The sequence below is a fragment of the Haloarcula limicola genome, assembly GCF_010119205.1.
GTDB lineage: Archaea > Halobacteriota > Halobacteria > Halobacteriales > Haloarculaceae > Haloarcula > Haloarcula limicola.
The window spans coordinates 173120-190067 of sequence record NZ_WRXM01000001.1; the positions used below are offsets into that span (position 1 = coordinate 173120).

The following is a 16948-nucleotide window of genomic DNA, read 5'->3' on the forward strand; positions in this document are numbered from 1 at the left end:
CCGACCCGCTCAGCTAGCTTCGGGATCGTCCGGCGTCGTCGACCTCGCGGTACCTGCCGGTCGGTACTCCGCGGTCGGCCGGTCCTCGCTCTGTCTGCCGCTCTCGTTCTCGCCCTCGTCCCCGGTCTCACTCGCTCCGTCTTCTCGTAGGTCCTCGACGAAGTTCGTCGGATCGACCGCTCGCGGCTGTATCTCTCTGCCCTCGACGAGTTCCGGGAGGACGAACCGAGCGAAGTGGACGACGAGCACCAGCAGCATCGGCGCGAGGAAGATGCCCGGCCAGCCGAAGAGGAACGGGCCGAGGATGTACGCGAACATCAACATCCCCGTGTGGAGACCGGGCGCAGGGTCCCGGTCGCCCGCGGTCCGCCCGAACCGACCGAGCGAGAAAGAGACGCCGCTGGAGACGTACGGGCGGACCAGCAGGTCGGGAATCGTATCGACGACGACGAACGCGACCGCGACGAAGAGCGCGACGAACCACCAGCCGTCGCTGGCGAAGAACGCCTGCGCCGAGAGGTACGCTCCCATCGGGACGTAGACGAGTTTCATGCCGACGATGGGGATGAGGCTCGCGGCCCCGGCCAGCAGTCCGGTCAGGGCGGGATACGGCACGGCGTGGCCGGCCGGCGCGACCATGTCGACGAGGCTGAACGAGATAGCCCCGATCGCACCGGTGACGATGGCGTTGAGGATGTTGCCGTAGAACACCTTGTGGAAACTCCGGTCGACCTCGTGGAAGTAGCGGTCTAAGACCCCGCGGTGGTCGAGGAAGTTCTTCCCCCACTCGGCCAGTCGCGGCCCGTCCCGGAGGAGGTAGAACGCGAAGGCGAACATGACGAAGACGTGGACGAGGCCGGTGCCGATGAACCCGACGTAGTCGAGGAACTGCGCGAGCGTCTCGACGAGGGTGTCGGTTCCGGCATCCGTCAGGAGGGCCTGGGGGTTCTGGACGGCGTCGGAGACGTCGAGATACGGTTCGGCGACGGCGGCGTAGGGACCGAGGTCTGCGGTCGCGGCGACCCGTTCGAACTCCTGGAGGGCGATGGCGAGCGTGTAGTAGAGCAGGCCGAGGACGGGCAGTGCGAGCAGGAACAGCGAGAGCAGCGCCGAGAGCGTTCGCTGGCGGAGGCGGCGGTAGACGCGGCGGTACAGCGGCCGCGTCGCGTAGTAGAGGAAGATCCCGAAGACGAACGTGCCTATGAAGGTATACAGGATGAACAGGAGCGTCGCCGCGAGGAGGGCGCCGAAGCCGATCCAGAAGGCGCGGGGCCAGTCCACGTCGGACGGTACCATGCGTTTCACTTTCGCAGCGCCCAATAAAAAGGTGTGCGCTCGCTGGCCGTAGTATTTTACTGTCCGGCCGAGTACGGGGACTGTGACTTTGATACAGTTGGTCTCCTCGCCGGGGTACGACGTCATCCTCAACATCCTGTTGGCGGGTGCGCTCGGGATGTTCCTCGGCCTGGAACGCGAGTGGTCGGAGAAGTCGGCCGGAATCCGGACGTTCGCGCTCATCAGCCTCCTGGCGGCGGTGTTCACGCTGACGGAGAACAGCACGCTCCTCATCGTCGGCGGGATTCTCGTCATCACGCAGGGCGTACTGCTGGCGATACAGGGGCTCATGGCGGACCGAGAGCGCCTCTCGCTGACCACCTCCGTCTCGATGCTGGTCGCCTACGGTATCGGCTCGCTCGCCGCGTCGGGGGCCAGACTCGAGGCGGTGACCGTGGCCGTCATCTCCTCGCTGCTGCTCGTCCTCAAGCGGGAGCTCCACAGTTTCGCGGGGGGGCTCTCGCGGGAAGAGGTGCGGTCGGCGACGGAGTTCGCCATCATCGCCTTCGTCGTCTATCCGCTGTTGCCGCCCGACCCGGTGTCGGTGCCGAGAATCGACGTCACGCTCGAACTCCGCACGATCTGGCTGATGGTCGTCTTCGTCGCGGGCATCGGCATCCTCAACTACGCCGTCGTCCAGAGCTACGGCGGGCGCGGCATCGCTATCACCGGCTTCTTCGGCGGACTGGCGTCCTCGACGGCGGTCGTCGGCACGATGATGGACCACGTCAAACAGCGCCCGGAGGCCAGTTCCTACGCGGTGGCGGCCATCCTCCTCGCCGACGCCGCGATGGCGCTTCGGAACCTCCTCATCACCGTCCTGTTCACGATCAGCCAGGGCGTACTGGTGGAGGCGATCGTCCCGTTGGGGGCCGTCATCGTCGGGAGCATTGTGGTCGCAGCCTACACGGCCGACTGGTCTCAGACCATCGAGATGAACCTCGACAGCCCGTTCTCGCTGCAGAACGCACTGACGTTCGGCGGGGTGTTCCTGCTGGTCGTCGTGGCCGGCGGCGTCGCCAGCGCGCGGTTCGGGACGGCGGGACTGTACGTCACGTCGGCGATAAGCGGCCTCGTCTCCAGCGCGGGCGCGACCACGTCCGCGGTGTTGCTCTACCGGAGCGGGACGATCCAGAGCGAGCAGACGGCGATGATCGCGATCCTCATCGCGACGGCCTCCAGCATCGTCGTCAAGGCGGCGCTCACCGCGCCCAGCCCGAACCGGAAGTTCGCCACGCAGGTGGCCATCTGGAGTTCGGTCGTCCTCGGCGGCGCGAGCCTGATGGCCGTCGCGCTCCTGATGTGAGGCCCGCGGGCGGATTCAGAACTGGTAGCGCCGGTCGTCGTCGTCCTGTTGCTGGGGGAACTGGTTGCCGGTCATCTCGTCGAAGGTCATCCCCGAGAGGTACTCGTCGTAGGTGCAGTCGTAGCCCGACCGGAGGTGGAAATCGAGCGTCCCGCGTTCGACCGTCGCCTGGAAGAAGTCGTGGACGGCGCGGCGGACGAGCTCGTCGACGTCCTCGGGGTCGAGCGCGACCGAGAGCATCGCCAGTTCGTTGCGCGTCTCCCGGTCGAGGTCCACGGAGAGGTCCTCGCCGGCGGCGGCGTACTCGGCTTCGATCTCGTCTTGCAGATCGTCGAGACTCATGTCTCCCGGGTAGTGGAGGCCGCGGAAACGCTTTGCGACTCGGCGGCCGGAACGCTCGTGAATCGACGCCTCGCGCCGTTCCGGGTCCGGAGCCGCCAATATCACAAATTTTATACTTATTAGGAGGTGACACTCGGGGAGAGTGGCGGCTCGACGTACTGGGGACACCGACGATAGATGACTGGAGACGACGACGGCGCTCATTCGCGGGGCCGGACAGCGGACGCTCCGACTGGGCGAACCAACGAACCGGAGCGCGAGCGGACGCTTCGCGGTCGATTCCGGCGCGTAGTGCCGTCGGTCGTCCGACGAAACTACGCCGCCAGACTGGTGGTGACTCTCGCTGTCGTCGCGCTTCTCGTCGGTGCCGCTGGGTTAACGGGCTACGTTCAGGTCCGGAAGGCGGTCGAGGACGACCGGACCGAGATGCTGACGGAGACGGCGACGCTCCGCGCGTCGTCGCTCGGCGAGTGGCAGTCCGGCGTTCGAGCGCAGGCACGGACTTTCTCCGGTACGCCGGCGCTCGGCGGCGGAAACGGGACGGACCGCCGACAGGCGCTCCGGCGGCTCACGGCGACGTCGTCGTCGAACGTGGTCGAAATCCACTACGTCGACGTCTCGGGGGCACAGGCGGTGGTCGCGGCCAGCGCCGAGCGGTCCGCGACCGAACGGTCGGTTGCGTCCATGCGACCCGCGTGGCGGCCCGCCGTCCGCGAGGCGGGGGCCTCGACCGATCCGACGGCGGTGGTGCCGTCGGCCGCCTACGAGCGAGACGGGCGGCAGGCGATGGCGTTCGCCAGCCCGGTCGCCGGCCGCGACGCCGTCTTGCTGGTCGTCGGGACGGTAGACGGTCGACAGCTCGACGGCGGTGCGATGGGAACGACGGCGGTCCTCGACGGAGCGGGCGACCCCGTGTTTCCGACGGCGGCGAGAGACACCGAGCGGTACGCCGCGCACGCGGGATTCGAGACCGCCAGAGGCGGCGCGACCGCGACCGGCGAGGCGGGCGACGAGGCGTTCGCGTACGCGCCGGTCGACGGGACGCCGTGGGTCGTGGTGACCGCTGCCGACCGGGCGACGCTCTTCGGGCCGTCGGGGGTAGTCGGTCGCACTCTCGCCGCCGTTGTCGCCCTCGCGGTTCTCTCGCTGGGCGTCGCGGCGCTCGTCGTCTCCCGCGAGACGGTGACCCCGCTCGTCCGGCTCCGAGCGCGCATCGAGTCGATCGAGGACGGCAACCTCGGTGCGGACCTCTCGACCGACCGCGAGGACGAGATCGGCCGGCTCTACGACGCCGTCTCCGACGCGCGCGACGCCCTCGCCGAGCAGATACGACAGGCCCGCGAGGCCCGGGAGATGGCGGAGCAGTCCAAACGGGAACTGGAGCGACAGAACGACCGCCTCGACCAGTTCGCCTCGACGCTGTCACACGACCTCCGGAACCCGCTGACGGTCGCCCGCGGCCACCTCGAACTGCTCTCGGCGCAGCTGACGACGCTGGACGGGGAAACGGATAGGGCGGAGTTACAGACCCACGTCGAGAAGGTCGAGGGCTCTCACGACCGCATCGAGTCCATCATCGACGACGTGCTCACGCTGACGCGGGAAGGGGAGAGCATCGAACAGACGGAAGAAGTCGCCCTCGACACCGTGGCCCGCGACGCGTGGGAGAACGTAGACAGCGGGGACGCGACCCTCGAAATCGCGGGGAACCGTTCCATCCGCGCCGACCGTTCGCGTCTCCTCCGCGGACTGGAGAACCTGTTTCGCAACTCCGTGGATCACGTCGGCGGGGACGTCACGGTCGAAGTCGGGTTGCTCTCGGACGGGTTCTACGTCGCCGACGACGGGCCGGGCATCCCCGAGTCGCAGTTAGACGAGATCTTCGAGTACGGGCACACGACCAGCGAGGACGGGACCGGACTGGGGCTGTCCATCGTCAAGACCATCGCGGAGGCCCACGGCTGGCGGCTCTACGTCGACAGCACGTACGAGGACGGCGCGATGTTCGTCTTCTCGGACGTGGCGAGCGGCGACGACCTCGACTGGTCGGACAGCGAGTTCGAGCGGGTCGACGTAGACGACTGAGTCTGGCGGCGGTCCCGGCCCAGCGGCCGCCGGCAGCGACGCCGACCGCTACACACAAACCGCGACGATTCTAACGGCGGGCCAATGAGTGAGCAGTCGGCGACTGCGGATCTCCCCGGTGACGTGCCCGCGGACCCGTCCTCAGTGCAGCGGGCGCTGATCGAGTGGTACGAGGCCGACCATCGAGCGTACCCGTGGCGGCAGACCGACGACCCCTACGAGATCCTCGTCTCGGAGGTGATGAGCCAGCAGACCCAGCTCGACCGCGTCGTCGGTGCGTGGGAGGACTTCCTCGACCGCTGGCCCGCCGTCTCGGACCTCGCGGCGGCCGACCGGAGCGACGTGGTCGGCTTCTGGACCGACCACTCGCTGGGGTACAACAACCGCGCGAAGTACCTCCACGAGGCCGCGAGGCAGATCCGCGACGACCACGGCGGCGAGTGGCCCCGCGACCCCGACGGCCTCTCGAAGTTGATGGGCGTCGGTCCCTACACCGCCAACGCCGTCGCCTCCTTCGCGTTCAATAACGGAAATGCCGTCGTGGATACCAACGTGAAGCGGGTGCTGTACCGCGCCTTCGACGTGCCCGACGACGACGACGCCTTCGAGGAAGTCGCACAGGCGCTCATGCCCGAGGGGGAGTCCCGCGTCTGGAACAACGCCGTCATGGAGCTGGGCGGCGTCGCCTGCCAGAAGACGCCGGACTGCGACGGCGCGGAGTGCCCGTGGCGCGAGTGGTGCTCCGCCTACGCGACCGGGGACTTCACCGCGCCGGACGTGCCGACCCAACCCGAATTTGACGGGAGTCGCCGGCAGTTCCGCGGGCGCGTCGTCTCGACGCTGAAGGAGTACGACGAGCTCGCGCTGGACGACCTCGGCCCGCGCATCCGCGTCGATTACGCGCCGGAGGGCGAGTACGGCCGGGAGTGGCTCCGCGGACTGGTCGGCGACCTCGCCGACGACGAGTTAGTGACCGTCGATGAGCGGGACGGCGAGACGGTCGCCCGACTCCGGCGGTAGCGCCCCACCGAAACCGAGATACCGGTTCGCCGTCAGAGAGGTGGTATGTCGGGCGATATCGGGCTGGACGGGCGGGACGAGCCGTCGCGGACGGCCGAGGACCACGTCGAACTGCTCTCCGAACTGGATTCGCACGACCTCGCGCTGGCGATGGACCTCGTCGAGTCGGGCGACGCCGACGTCTTCGATATCCACGGGGAGAGCGACCCGGACGCGGTGTTCCCCCAGTCGGTGGCGAGCGGCGGACCGACGCCGAGCGGCGTCATCCTCTGGACGCGCGTCGACCCCGAGCGGTTCGACACGGAGACGCCGCTCGGCGTGCAGGTGGCGACGGACGAGGCGTTCGAGGACGTGGTCTACGACGGCGTCGTGACCGACGGCGAGCGCATCGCCGCCCACGACTACACGGTGAAAGTCGACGTCGACGGCCGCCTCGACCCCGATACCGAGTACCGCTATCGGTTCGTCTACGACGGCGTCGCCTCCCGGACCGGGCGCTGTCAGACGCTTCCGCGTCCCGAGGACTCTCCCGATTCGCTCCGCATTGCCGTCCTCGCCTGCCAGAACTACCTCAACGGCTACTTCCCGGCGCTGGGCCACGTCGCCGAAGAGGACGTGGACTTCGTCGTCCACCTGGGCGACTTCATCTACGAGTCCGGCGACGGCCACTTCAAGGGCCTCGGGTCCTACGAGTACGAGGGCCGGGAGCTGTCGCTGCCCAGCGGCTACGACCGCGTGCGGAACCTCGACGACTACCGCTACCTCCACCGGACCTACCGCTCGGACCGCTTCCTTCAGCGCGCCCTGGAGTCGCACACGCTCGTCGCCGGCTGGGACGACCACGAGATGGTCAACGACGTCTACTGGGACAGTCGGACCGACGCGCCCGCGGGCGATCACCCGCGCGGCGGCGACCCCGAGTTCATGACCGAACTCGTCGCCGACGCGATGCACGCGTGGTGGGAGTACATGCCCGCACGCGTCGAGTACGACCCCAACGGCGAGTCCCTCCAGGAGCGGTTCAGACTCTGGCGGACGCTGGAGTTCGGCGACCTCGTCTCGCTGTCGCTGACCGACGAGCGCCTCTTTCGGGACCCGCCGCGGGAGGCGATCCCGACGCCCGATAACGTCGGCCCCCACCGCGAACCGCCGGGGCGGACGATGCTCGGCGAGGAGCAACGCGAGTGGCTCGTCGACACCATCGTCGACTCCGAAGCCAAGTGGACGGTGTGGGCCGACGAGGTGCTGACCATCCCGTTCCGCCTCGGCTCCGGGCCGCTGTCGGTCTACCCCGTTCAGGGCGGCTGGGACGGCTACACGCGCGAGCGCCTGCAGGTGGTCGAGGCCATCGCCGCCGCCGACGTGACGAACTTCGTGACGCTGACCGGCGACATGCACTGTTACATAGCCGGCTATCAGCAGACCTCCTATCCCGGCCGCGTCACCGGCGGCGAGGGGGTCGCGCAGGGCGAGCGCATCGGCGTCGAGTTCATGACCCCTGCCGTCACGTCGCTCAACGCCGCCGAAGCGCTCCATCTCACTCGCGGACTCCGCGGGAAACTGACCGAACCGCTGCTGAGTAAACTCGTCGCCGCGATGAACCCCCACATCGAGTTCTTCGACAGCCACAACTGGGGCTACTCGGTCGTGGAGTTCACTCGCGAGGACTGCACCTACGTCGGATACGGCGTGGACAAGACCGTCGATTCGATAGACGGCGACCGCTCGGTGGTCGTCGCCTACCGCGTCCCCGACGGCGTCGTCGACCTCGTCGACGTGACCCACGAGTACCGAACATAGTGACGACCCGAACGAACCACGCTTTCACCGCCTCTTTTAATCTGTCCGGCCCTGAGCTAACGCATGTCCAGACCGCACGTCGTCGGTATCGCCGGGAGCCTCCGCGACGAGAGTTACACCCGCGTCGCTATCGAGCGAGCGCTCGCCGAAGCCGAAGTCGCGGGCGGGACGACCGAACTGCTCGATCTCCGGGAGTTCGACCTCCCGGTCTTCGACGCCGACGCCCGCGAGGCCGGCGACGCGACTCGACTGACCGACGCCGTCGCCGAGGCCGACGCGATCCTCCTCGGGACGCCGGTGTATCACGGGTCGTTCTCCGCGCCGCTGAAGAACGCGCTCGACTACTGCGGGTTCGACGAGTTCGAGAACAAGACGGTCGGGCTGCTCGCCGTCGCCGGCGGCAGCTTCCCAATCACGGCGCTCGAACACCTCCGCTCGGTCTGCCGGGCGCTGAACTGCTGGGTAATCCCCCACCAGGCGGCCATCCCGCGGGCGAGAAACGCCGTCGAAGCGGGCGCGATAACCGACCCGGACATCGACGAGCGAGTGGCGCGACTCGGCGAGGAGGCGGTGCAGTACGCCAACATCGAACCGGACCCGCCGTGTTTCGAGAGCACGGAGAACGTCGGCGCGGACGATTAGCCGCGGAGACGACTCGCAACTGTCATATCCGACCGGCCGCTACACCGAAACGTGACACAGTGGGTCGAGAACACGACGGGCGGGCGCGACAGGGGGCCGACCGCGCTGGCCCGCGCGTGGGGAGAGATCCTCGTCCGTCCCCGGCGGTTCTTCCGGACCGGCGTCGCGCCCGGCGACCAGGCGCCGGGGCTGATATTCGCGGCGCTGGTCGTCGCCCTCGAAGAGCTGAGTCGGTTTCTCGTCGTCGACTTGGCTCGCCGCGGCGTCGTCTCGACCGGGCCGTTCGCGTATCCCGCCATCGGCGAGTTCACGCCGGGCCTCGCGGTTCTCGTCCTGCTCGCGGTCGTCGTCTTCGTCGCGCCGGCGACGGTCCACCTGACGGCGGCGCTCCAGACGCTGCTGTTGATCCCCGTCGCCTCCGAGCGCGGGGGCGTCAGCGAGACGGTGCAGGTGCTCTGCTACGCGATGGCCCCCTGCGTCTTCGCGGGACTCCCCTCGCCCGAACTCCGGGTTCTCGTCACGCTCTGGGGGGTGGGGCTGTACGTCGTCGGTACCGCCGTCGTCCACGAACTCCGCCTGGGCTTCGCGGCCGTTCTCGCGGCGCTCCCCGCCGCGATCGTCTTCGGGTACGGCTTTCGGGGCTTTCACGCCCTGGCGACGCTCGCGTCGAGTGGTGGGTTTTAGGCGTCGGCGGCCCGCGGTTCGGGTATGCTCAGCATCGACATCGAGCAGTTCATGCTGGAACTGAAAGACGGCGCGTTCAAGAACGTCGGCCCGTCGAACAAGCAGGCGACCATCAAGATGTACGATGTCGAAGGCGTGGACGTCCGCGAATACGGTGACAAGCGAGTGAAACTCGCCTTCGAGGACGAACAGGGCAGCGAGGTGGAGATTGCCCTGTTCCCCGAACAGGCCAGAGCGGTCGCTTCAGGCCTCGAACTGCTGGAATCGGAGAGCGACGTGCTGGACTGAATCGGCGCGTCGCCGACGCGAGGAATTCGACAACAGTTTTAGGCAGCGCCTGCTTTCGTCGTCTAATGGGTTCGTGTATCATTTGCGGCACGTCCGTCGAAGGACGTATCTGTGACCTCCACGAGGAGGACGCCCTGTTCGTATTCCGAGGCAACAGCGCTGACCAACTGACCGTCGACCGGTACTACCGCGGTACCGTGGACGGATTCGCCGAGTTCGGCGTCTTCGTCGACATCGGCGACAGCGTCACGGGGCTCCTCCACCGGAGCGAACTGGATCGCCGGCTCGACTCCCTCGACTGGGACTCGGGCGACGAGGTGTACGTTCAGGTGAAGAACGTCCGCGACAACGGCAACATCGACCTGGGCTGGTCCATCCGCCAGTCAGAGCGCGAGTTCCGCGGCGTCCTCGTCGACGACCCCGAAGTCGGTCACTCGACGCTGCTCGAAGAGGACGAAGACGACGAAGCGGAGGCGGGTGCGGCGGATTCGGGAAACGGTAGCACGCGGGACGATTCGACCGGACGGAACGACGAGAGCGGCGAGACCGCCGAAGTCGCCGAGACGGAATCCGACGCCGGAGCCGTCAGTCGGTCGAGCGACGCCGAGCGCGTAGACGGCGCCGGCAGCGTCGGCTCGACGGAGAGCGAAGTCGACGACGCGGCGACGACGGAGACGGACGCCGCCCAGAGCGGCGGGAGCGCGGCGGTCGTCGAGGAACAGACCGAATCCGACACCGAAGCGACAGCGGCCGACTCGACCGACGCCGAAGCGGCCGACGCTGAAACGGCCGATGCCGAAGCGACCGACGCGGAACCGCAGACGGTCGCCGTCGGAGCGCTCTCGGAACACGTCGGCGAGGACGTTCGCCTCGAAGGCGAGGTCGTCGGCATCCGACAGACCTCCGGTCCGACGGTGTTCGAACTCCACGACGAGACCGGCACCGTCGACTGCGCCGCGTTCGTCGAGGCCGGCGTCCGCGCTTACCCCGACGTCGAGGAGGGCGACTTCGCCCGGTTCGACGGCGAGGTGCGCCGCCGACGCGGCGAGATCCAGGTCGAGACCGAGGACCTCTCGGTCCTCGAAGACGCGGAGCGCGACGAGGTCGAACAGCGCCTCGCGGACGCGCTGGACGACGAGGCCCGCCCCGACAGCGTCGACCCGCTGGCCGACGACCCGGCCATCGACGCCCTCTCCGAGGACCTCGTCGAGGTGGCCACGGAGATCAGGAAAGCGGTCCTCACTGACCGCCCGGTCATCGTCCGGCACGCCAACACGGCCGACGGCTACCTCGCGGGCAGCGCGCTCGAACGGGCGACGCTCCCGCTGGTCACCGACCAGCACCGCCGCACCGACGCGCAGTACCACTACTTCGACCGCCGACCGCTCGAAGGCGGCGTCTACGACATGGACGACGCGACGAAGGACACGTCGACCATGCTCGACAACCGCGCGCGCCACGACGAGCAACTGCCGCTGTTCGTCTTCGTCGCCGCCGGCGGCACCCGCGAGAGCCTCGACGGCTTCGACCTGCTGAACGTCTACGGCGCGCCGACGGTGCTCGTCGACGACATCGACGTCGACGGCGCGGTCACCGACGCCGTGGACGCCGCGGTCTCGCCGAGCCTGGCCGACGCGCCCGAGACGACCGCGACGGCGCTGGCCGCCAACGTCGCCGCCCACGTCAACGACGGCGTGCGCGAGGACCTCCGCCACCTGCCCGCGGTGAGCTTCTGGGAGGGCGTCCCCGACGCCTACCACGAGGCCGCCGGCGAGGCGGGCTACGACGACGAGGCGGTCACGCAGCTCCGCGAGGCCGTCGCGCTGGAGGCCCACTACCAGTCCTACGAGGACAAGCGCGAGCTCATCACCGACCTCGTCTTCGGCGACGACGAGGACGACGTGGGCGGTCTCGCCGGTCACATCGCGGAGCAGTTCCGCGAGCGAGTGGACGACGAGGTTTCGACGGCGAAGGCCAACCTCGACTACCGCTCCGTCGAGGACGCCGAGGTGGCCGTGCTGGACACGGACGCGTACTCTCACCAGTACGAGTTCCCGCCCGAGACGCTCCTGCTCGACGAGCTCCACCGCGACGTCCGCGACGAGGCCGACGCCGTCGTCGGCATCTCTACGGACACGCTGTACGTCCGCACCGACGCCGACGTGGACGTCCACGAACTGGCCGCCACCGTCGCCGAGAACGCGCCGGAAGGCGGCGTCGCCCCGCGGAGCGTCCGCGAGGGCTCGATCCGCTACCTCGCAGGTGAGCGCGACGCCGTGCTCGACGCGCTCCTGTCGGCGCTCGGCGACGAACTGTAGATTCGCGGAACTTCTCTCGCGGAGCTTTTTCATCGCGTCCGTCGTCGGCAGTAACATGAGCGACGGCCCGGTCAACGCCGACGATCTGGAGTGGACGACGCACGAACACGGACAGCGCACGTTCAAGCGCAAACAGCTGGGCGCGGCTGCCGGCGGCGAGGAACTCGGGACGAGCCTCTACGAGGTCGAGTCGGGCAAGCGGCTGTGGCTTCGCCACTATCACGAGGGCAACGAGGAGGCGCTGTTCGTCTTAGACGGCGGCGGGACGCTCTGGCTCGGTCCCGACTCGGCGGAACACACGCTCGAATCCGGTGACTACGTCGCCCTCCCCGCCGGAGAGGAGAGCGCTCACGAGATCGAGGCGGGCGAGGACGGCCTCCGCCTGCTCGCGGTCTCGACTATGGAGGAGCCGGACATCACGGTCTATCCCGACAGGGAGATGGTCGGTCTCTACGCCGGCTCAGCCCCCGGTGGGGACAGCGACGAGCGGTCGCTCTCGACGTATCTGGATAGGAATGCGGAGATGGAGTATTGGGAGTAGCGAGGGTCTGACCGCAGGGAAAACCCTCGAATTGCGAACGAGGAGCGGAGCGACTCGTGAGCAGTAGCGCGGTTTGAGCGAACGAAGTGAGCGAGAACCGCGAACGCAATGCGGTGAGGGACGAATCGCAGAGCAGTAGCGAGGGGCGCGCGACTGAAAGGAGCGCGGCCCTCGATAACGCGCAGCGGGGAACGAAGTGACCCGCGAGCAGTAGCGAGGGACTGAACGTAGTGCAGTCCCTCGTACCGGAACGGTGACCAACGGGAGCCGTGAAGGAGTAGCGAGACGCCGAGCAGAGAGGGACCGAAGGTCCCTCAGACAGTCGGGCGGCGTTGCCGCCCGACGACGAAGCGAGGGGCGCGAACGGAGTGAGCGGCCCTCGATAAGTCGAGCGGGCGATGCCCGCGAGACAGCGACCTGCGGAATAGTATCGAGGGGCGCAGTCACACGCTGTATCCAGCGAGCGACACGCTTATTCGCGCGAGACGACGACTTCGGGTAACCCGATGAGTACCGACACGTCCGACCCGAGCGAGACGGAGGCCTTCCAGCAGGTGTGCGCGGAGTTGGTCGACCGCATCCTCGCCGGCGAGGTCGAGCGCGACGACGTCGAGCAGGCGAAGGTGGACGTCTGTCGGGAGTACTCCGCGCCGAAGGTCCCGAAGAACTCCGAGCTGCTGGATTACGCGCCGCAGGAACACCGCGAAGTGCTCGAAGAGGTGCTCCAGCGCAAACCGGTCAGGACGGCCTCGGGTGTCTCGCCCATCGCCATCATGACCTCGCCGCACCGGTGTCCCCACGGGAAGTGCCTCTACTGCCCGGGCGGTCCGGACTCGGAGTTCTCCTCCGCGCAGTCCTACACCGGTCACGAACCCGCCGCGGCCCGCGGCGAGCAGAACGACTACGACCCGTACGGGCAGGTCACGCTCCGCCTGAACCAGCTACGGGAGATCGGCCACCCGGTCGACAAGGCCGAACTCATCGTCATGGGCGGGACGATGACCGCCCGGAGCCACGACTATCAGGAGTGGTTCGTCAAGCGGGCGCTGGAGGCGATGAACGACTTCGACGTGGACGCCGAGCCGACGCCGGCCGAGGACGTGAGCTTCGCCGAGGACCCCGAGGAGTACGAGTTCAAGTATTTAGAGGACGTCATCGAGGAGAACGAGACGGCCGACGTTCGCAACGTCGCCACGACGTTCGAGACCAAGCCCGACTGGTGTGACCCCGAACAGATCGACCGGATGCTCGACCTCGGCGCGACGAAGGTCGAGGTCGGCGTCCAGACGACGTTCGAGCGCATCAACCGCGAGATGCACCGCGGCCACGGCGTCCAGGCGAGTATCGACGCCAACCGCCGCCTGCGGGACTCGGCGTTCAAGGTCGGCTTCCACATGATGCCCGGCCAACCCGGCATGTCCAAGGAGATGTGCTTAGAGGACTTCCGGCGCATCTTCTCGGAGTCGCAGTGGAAGCCCGACTACCTCAAAATCTATCCGACGCTCGTCGTGCCGGGGACGGTCACCTACGACTGGTGGCAGAAGAACGACTTCGACCCCCTGGGCAATCAGGAGGCCGCCGAACTCGTCGCCGAGATCAAGGACATGATTCCCCGGTACACCCGTCTCCAGCGGGTCCAGCGGGACATCCCGGCGGACTTCATCGAGGGCGGCGTCTGGAAGTCCAACCTCCGCCAGCTCGCGTGGAAGGAGATGGACAAGCACGGCTGGTCCTGTGACTGCATCCGCTGTCGGGAGGCGGGCCACAGCGAGAACGACGCCGAGAACGTCTCCCTCGACGTGATGACCTACGAGGCCTGCGGCGGGACGGAACATTTCATCTCTTTCGAGGACTTCGAGAACGACGTGCTGGTGGGCTTCTGCCGGCTTCGGTTCCCGAACGATCCGGTCCGCGAGGAGCTACAGGACGCCGCGCTCGTCCGCGAACTTCACGTCTACGGGAACTCGGTCGGACTCGGACAGGCGGCGGGCGACGACGACCACCAGCACCGCGGTTACGGCAAGCGGCTGCTGGCGAAAGCCGAGGAGTTGGCCCGCGACGCCGGATTCTCGAAGCTCGCGGTCATCTCCGGCATCGGCGTCCGGGAGTACTACCGGAACAAGCTCGACTACGAGCAGGACGGGCCGTACGTCTCGAAGCGGTTGGAGTGAGAGCGGCCCGAACGACGCGAGGGCCGATTTTTCGCCCACGTTTTCGAGGCGTGGTGGCCGCAGGCAATCCGAGGGCGAGAAAGATGGCTGCGACGGCCCGTACGTCTCGAAGCGACTGAGATAGATACGAACAGGAGTTCCGTCAAACCCTCCTACCTTCGAAGATAATAGTACGTGAGCGGGACCAGGGCGACGAACAGGAACAGCGTGAAGGCGGTCTCCGAGAGCGGATCCGGCGGTGCGATCGCCGTTCCGGCGACGGTCGCGCCGAGACTGCTTACCGCGAACAGCCACGCGATACGCTCTCGCTGGGCCACGGGTCTCGCTCGTTCGCGTGCCCGTCGAACGCTGACGAGGTAGTAGATGCCGATGGGCCAGAAGAGGACCGCCCCGACCCCCCAGAGCGCGGGAAGGGAACTACCGCGAGCGGCGGAATCGGCGTAGAACCAGTATCCCGTCGAGAGCCACGCCACCGCGAAGAGCGCGAGACGGACGAGAACCCCCGCGTAGAGCAGCGTCGATAGAGACACGATTCGCGACTCGTCTCCCCGGGTTATCTGCTTTCCGTCGGTCTCCCGGAACTGCCGTTGGACGCGACCCCCTCGCGCCGAACGCGAGCCTCGTCGATTCACAGCCTGCCGTACTTCTCGGCCAGCCCCACCACGCCGAACAACACCGCGCTCAGACCGCCGAGGACGACCAGCGCGGCGTAGACGACGCCCGCGAGTCCGCTCGGCCCACCGGTCAGTCCGCCGAAGATAGCGATGCCGACGACGATGTCGCCGAGACCGCTGCAGTCGTGGAGGTCCAGATGGCGGCCGCCGACCGAGAGCGTGCGCTCCGTCGAAGCGAGGAGGAAGAGCGAACCCGCGAGCGCGAGCGAGCCGGCGAACACCGCCGCTCCGAGACCGGCGGTGAGCGAGGCCGGGCCGAAGACCACCGCGAGGCCGGCGACGCCGGCCAGACAGCACAGTCCCGCCAGCAGGTTGGTGCGATTCGCCACGCGGGGGAGTCGGGTCGAAGCCGGAAAGCCGATGCGGCTCGGGGACTCAGCGTCGGAGCATGCCCCGCATCCAGCGAGAGACGCGGATCGACGCGCCGCGCGAGCGGGTGTTCGACCTCGCGCGGCACGTCGAGGCTCACGTCGCCACGATGCCCGACGAGGAGGCCGTCGCGGGGACGGGACTGCTCGGTCCCGGCGACCGCGTGACCTTCCGCGCGCCGCAGTTCGGCGTCCCGTTCGAGCTCGCCGCGGAGGTCGTCGGGTTCGATCGACCGCGACGGTTCCGCGACGTCCAGCGGTCGGGCGTCTTCGGCTCGCTCTCGCACGAGCACACCTTCGAGGAAGTCGAGGGCGGGACGCTCATGCGCGACGACGTTCGCTTCTCGATGCCGTTCGGACCGCTCGGTCGACTCGGCGCGCCGGTCGCGCGCTGGCGACTCCGACGGCTCGTCGACTATCACGCGAAGGCGCTGAAACGGCTCGCCGAGGGCGAGAACTGGCGACGGTACCTCGACGACTGACCGGGCCGGTCACCGCGGGGTGAAGGTCGCGGCGGCGTGTTCGAGGAGTTCCTCGGCCACCACGTCGATGCCGAGAATATCTTCGCCGGGCGTGTACTCCGTCTCGAACCCGGCGGGCTCTGCTGGCGGGCCGCCGCGCTGGCCCCGCGGCGGCGGGCCGTGGGCGTAGACGCCGTGGGGGTTCGGATACGTCCAGACGTGCATCATACACGGCGTGCGACACGGTAGTCTGAAGCCGCTGTCGGCCCCGCCGGCGTATAGGGTCTGGTACTTCCACCACGCGTAGCGACCCGGTAAGCCGACGTGATGGTGCCACGGCGAACAGCGCGCTTCGTCGTCCTCGTCGTCCCCGTAGACGGACGGCGGGTCGACCGGTTCGCCGTTCTCCGTGGCGACGAACATCACGCCGAGCGGCCGCCACCACTTGTTGTCCACCATGATCGAAGCCGGACGGGCGGCGTCGAGGAACGTGTCGTCGCTGATGTACGACGGATTGAGCCAGTGGGAGTAGCCGAAGCCATCGGTGCCCCGGAGCAGGTCGAAGTAGGGGACGAATCCGTCCTCGAGGAGCGCTCCCACCGTCGAGAAGTCGTCGTCCAGCGCGGCCGCGACCTCGTCGCGGAGCTCCTTCGTCCGAGGATGGTCGTCGGCGCAGCCGGCCTTCGTCGCCGAATCGCAGTCCACCATCTTCGGTTCTCTCGTCGCGTCGGGACAGTCCTGGCTGAACAGGGACGACCCCCGCCCCATCCGCGCCGTTCCCGAGAGGCCGGCGACGCCGCCGGACGCCCGCAGGACGTCGCGGCGGGAGAACTCTCCTTCGTTCGGGTCTCTCGTCATGCGCTTTGTTCTCAACAGTCACGATGGCATCAACAATCGGTGCTTATCGAGTCCG

16 protein-coding genes are annotated in these 16948 nt (G+C 68.0%); 11 read left to right on the forward strand and 5 right to left on the reverse strand.

Annotation, left to right across the window (positions count from 1 at the left end; all coding sequences use genetic code 11):
- Window positions 1-9: 9 nt before the first annotated feature.
- Window positions 10-1296, reverse strand: coding sequence for an AI-2E family transporter (locus tag GO488_RS00975; RefSeq protein WP_162315940.1), 1287 nt, complete (start codon window positions 1294-1296; stop codon window positions 10-12).
- An 82-nt stretch (window positions 1297-1378) separates the two neighbouring features.
- Between GO488_RS00975 and GO488_RS00980 the strand changes: the two genes are divergently transcribed.
- Window positions 1379-2641: an MgtC/SapB family protein gene (locus GO488_RS00980; protein ID WP_162315941.1), complete on the forward strand. Its 1263-nt coding sequence runs from the start codon at window positions 1379-1381 to the stop codon at window positions 2639-2641.
- Between the two features lie 15 nt (window positions 2642-2656).
- Here GO488_RS00980 and GO488_RS00985 read toward each other — a convergent pair whose 3' ends face one another.
- Entirely contained in the window at window positions 2657-2983 is a 327-nt protein-coding gene (locus tag GO488_RS00985) for a ribbon-helix-helix protein (RefSeq protein ID WP_162315942.1), read from the reverse strand.
- A 177-nt stretch (window positions 2984-3160) separates the two neighbouring features.
- On the opposite strand from GO488_RS00985, the gene GO488_RS00990 reads away from it, so the two are divergent.
- The 9 genes from GO488_RS00990 (at window position 3161) to GO488_RS01030 (ending at window position 14532) form a co-directional block, all read left to right on the forward strand.
- The gene (locus GO488_RS00990; RefSeq protein ID WP_162315943.1) at window positions 3161-5068 is read left to right on the forward strand and encodes a sensor histidine kinase; all 1908 of its coding nucleotides are present in this window, start codon (window positions 3161-3163) and stop codon (window positions 5066-5068) included.
- A gap of 84 nt (window positions 5069-5152) precedes the next feature.
- On the forward strand, window positions 5153-6088 hold the full coding sequence (locus tag GO488_RS00995) for an HhH-GPD family protein (RefSeq protein ID WP_162315944.1): 936 nt from the start codon (window positions 5153-5155) through the stop codon (window positions 6086-6088).
- Window positions 6089-6133: 45 nt separating this feature from the next.
- Complete coding sequence (locus tag GO488_RS01000; protein ID WP_162315945.1) at window positions 6134-7888, forward strand: alkaline phosphatase D family protein; 1755 nt, start codon at window positions 6134-6136, stop codon at window positions 7886-7888.
- Between the two features lie 63 nt (window positions 7889-7951).
- On the forward strand, window positions 7952-8530 hold the full coding sequence (locus GO488_RS01005; protein ID WP_162315946.1) for an NADPH-dependent FMN reductase: 579 nt from the start codon (window positions 7952-7954) through the stop codon (window positions 8528-8530).
- 51 nt (window positions 8531-8581) lie between these two features.
- Window positions 8582-9214 (forward strand): YIP1 family protein, encoded by a 633-nt coding sequence (locus tag GO488_RS01010; RefSeq protein ID WP_162315947.1) that lies wholly within the window; start codon window positions 8582-8584, stop codon window positions 9212-9214.
- 24 nt (window positions 9215-9238) lie between these two features.
- Complete coding sequence (locus GO488_RS01015) at window positions 9239-9502, forward strand: hypothetical protein (protein ID WP_162315948.1); 264 nt, start codon at window positions 9239-9241, stop codon at window positions 9500-9502.
- Between the two features lie 65 nt (window positions 9503-9567).
- Entirely contained in the window at window positions 9568-11820 is a 2253-nt protein-coding gene (locus GO488_RS01020; RefSeq protein WP_162315949.1) for a DHH family phosphoesterase, read from the forward strand.
- Window positions 11821-11875: 55 nt separating this feature from the next.
- On the forward strand, window positions 11876-12361 hold the full coding sequence (locus tag GO488_RS01025; RefSeq protein WP_162315950.1) for a cupin domain-containing protein: 486 nt from the start codon (window positions 11876-11878) through the stop codon (window positions 12359-12361).
- A gap of 506 nt (window positions 12362-12867) precedes the next feature.
- Window positions 12868-14532 (forward strand): tRNA uridine(34) 5-carboxymethylaminomethyl modification radical SAM/GNAT enzyme Elp3, encoded by a 1665-nt coding sequence (locus tag GO488_RS01030; protein ID WP_162315951.1) that lies wholly within the window; start codon window positions 12868-12870, stop codon window positions 14530-14532.
- A 152-nt stretch (window positions 14533-14684) separates the two neighbouring features.
- Here GO488_RS01030 and GO488_RS01035 read toward each other — a convergent pair whose 3' ends face one another.
- Together GO488_RS01035 and GO488_RS01040 are read right to left on the reverse strand one after the other, a co-directional pair.
- Entirely contained in the window at window positions 14685-15062 is a 378-nt protein-coding gene (locus GO488_RS01035; RefSeq protein WP_162315952.1) for a hypothetical protein, read from the reverse strand.
- Window positions 15063-15160: 98 nt separating this feature from the next.
- The gene (locus tag GO488_RS01040; RefSeq protein ID WP_162315953.1) at window positions 15161-15535 is read right to left on the reverse strand and encodes a DUF7994 family protein; all 375 of its coding nucleotides are present in this window, start codon (window positions 15533-15535) and stop codon (window positions 15161-15163) included.
- Window positions 15536-15594: 59 nt separating this feature from the next.
- Between GO488_RS01040 and GO488_RS01045 the strand changes: the two genes are divergently transcribed.
- Window positions 15595-16056 carry an SRPBCC family protein gene (locus tag GO488_RS01045; RefSeq protein WP_162315954.1) on the forward strand — a complete coding sequence of 154 codons (462 nt, stop codon included), beginning with the start codon at window positions 15595-15597 and terminating at the stop codon, window positions 16054-16056.
- 9 nt (window positions 16057-16065) lie between these two features.
- Here the strand turns inward: GO488_RS01045 and GO488_RS01050 are convergent, their stop codons facing one another.
- Entirely contained in the window at window positions 16066-16893 is an 828-nt protein-coding gene (locus GO488_RS01050; RefSeq protein ID WP_162315955.1) for a hypothetical protein, read from the reverse strand.
- Window positions 16894-16948 lie beyond the last annotated feature (55 nt).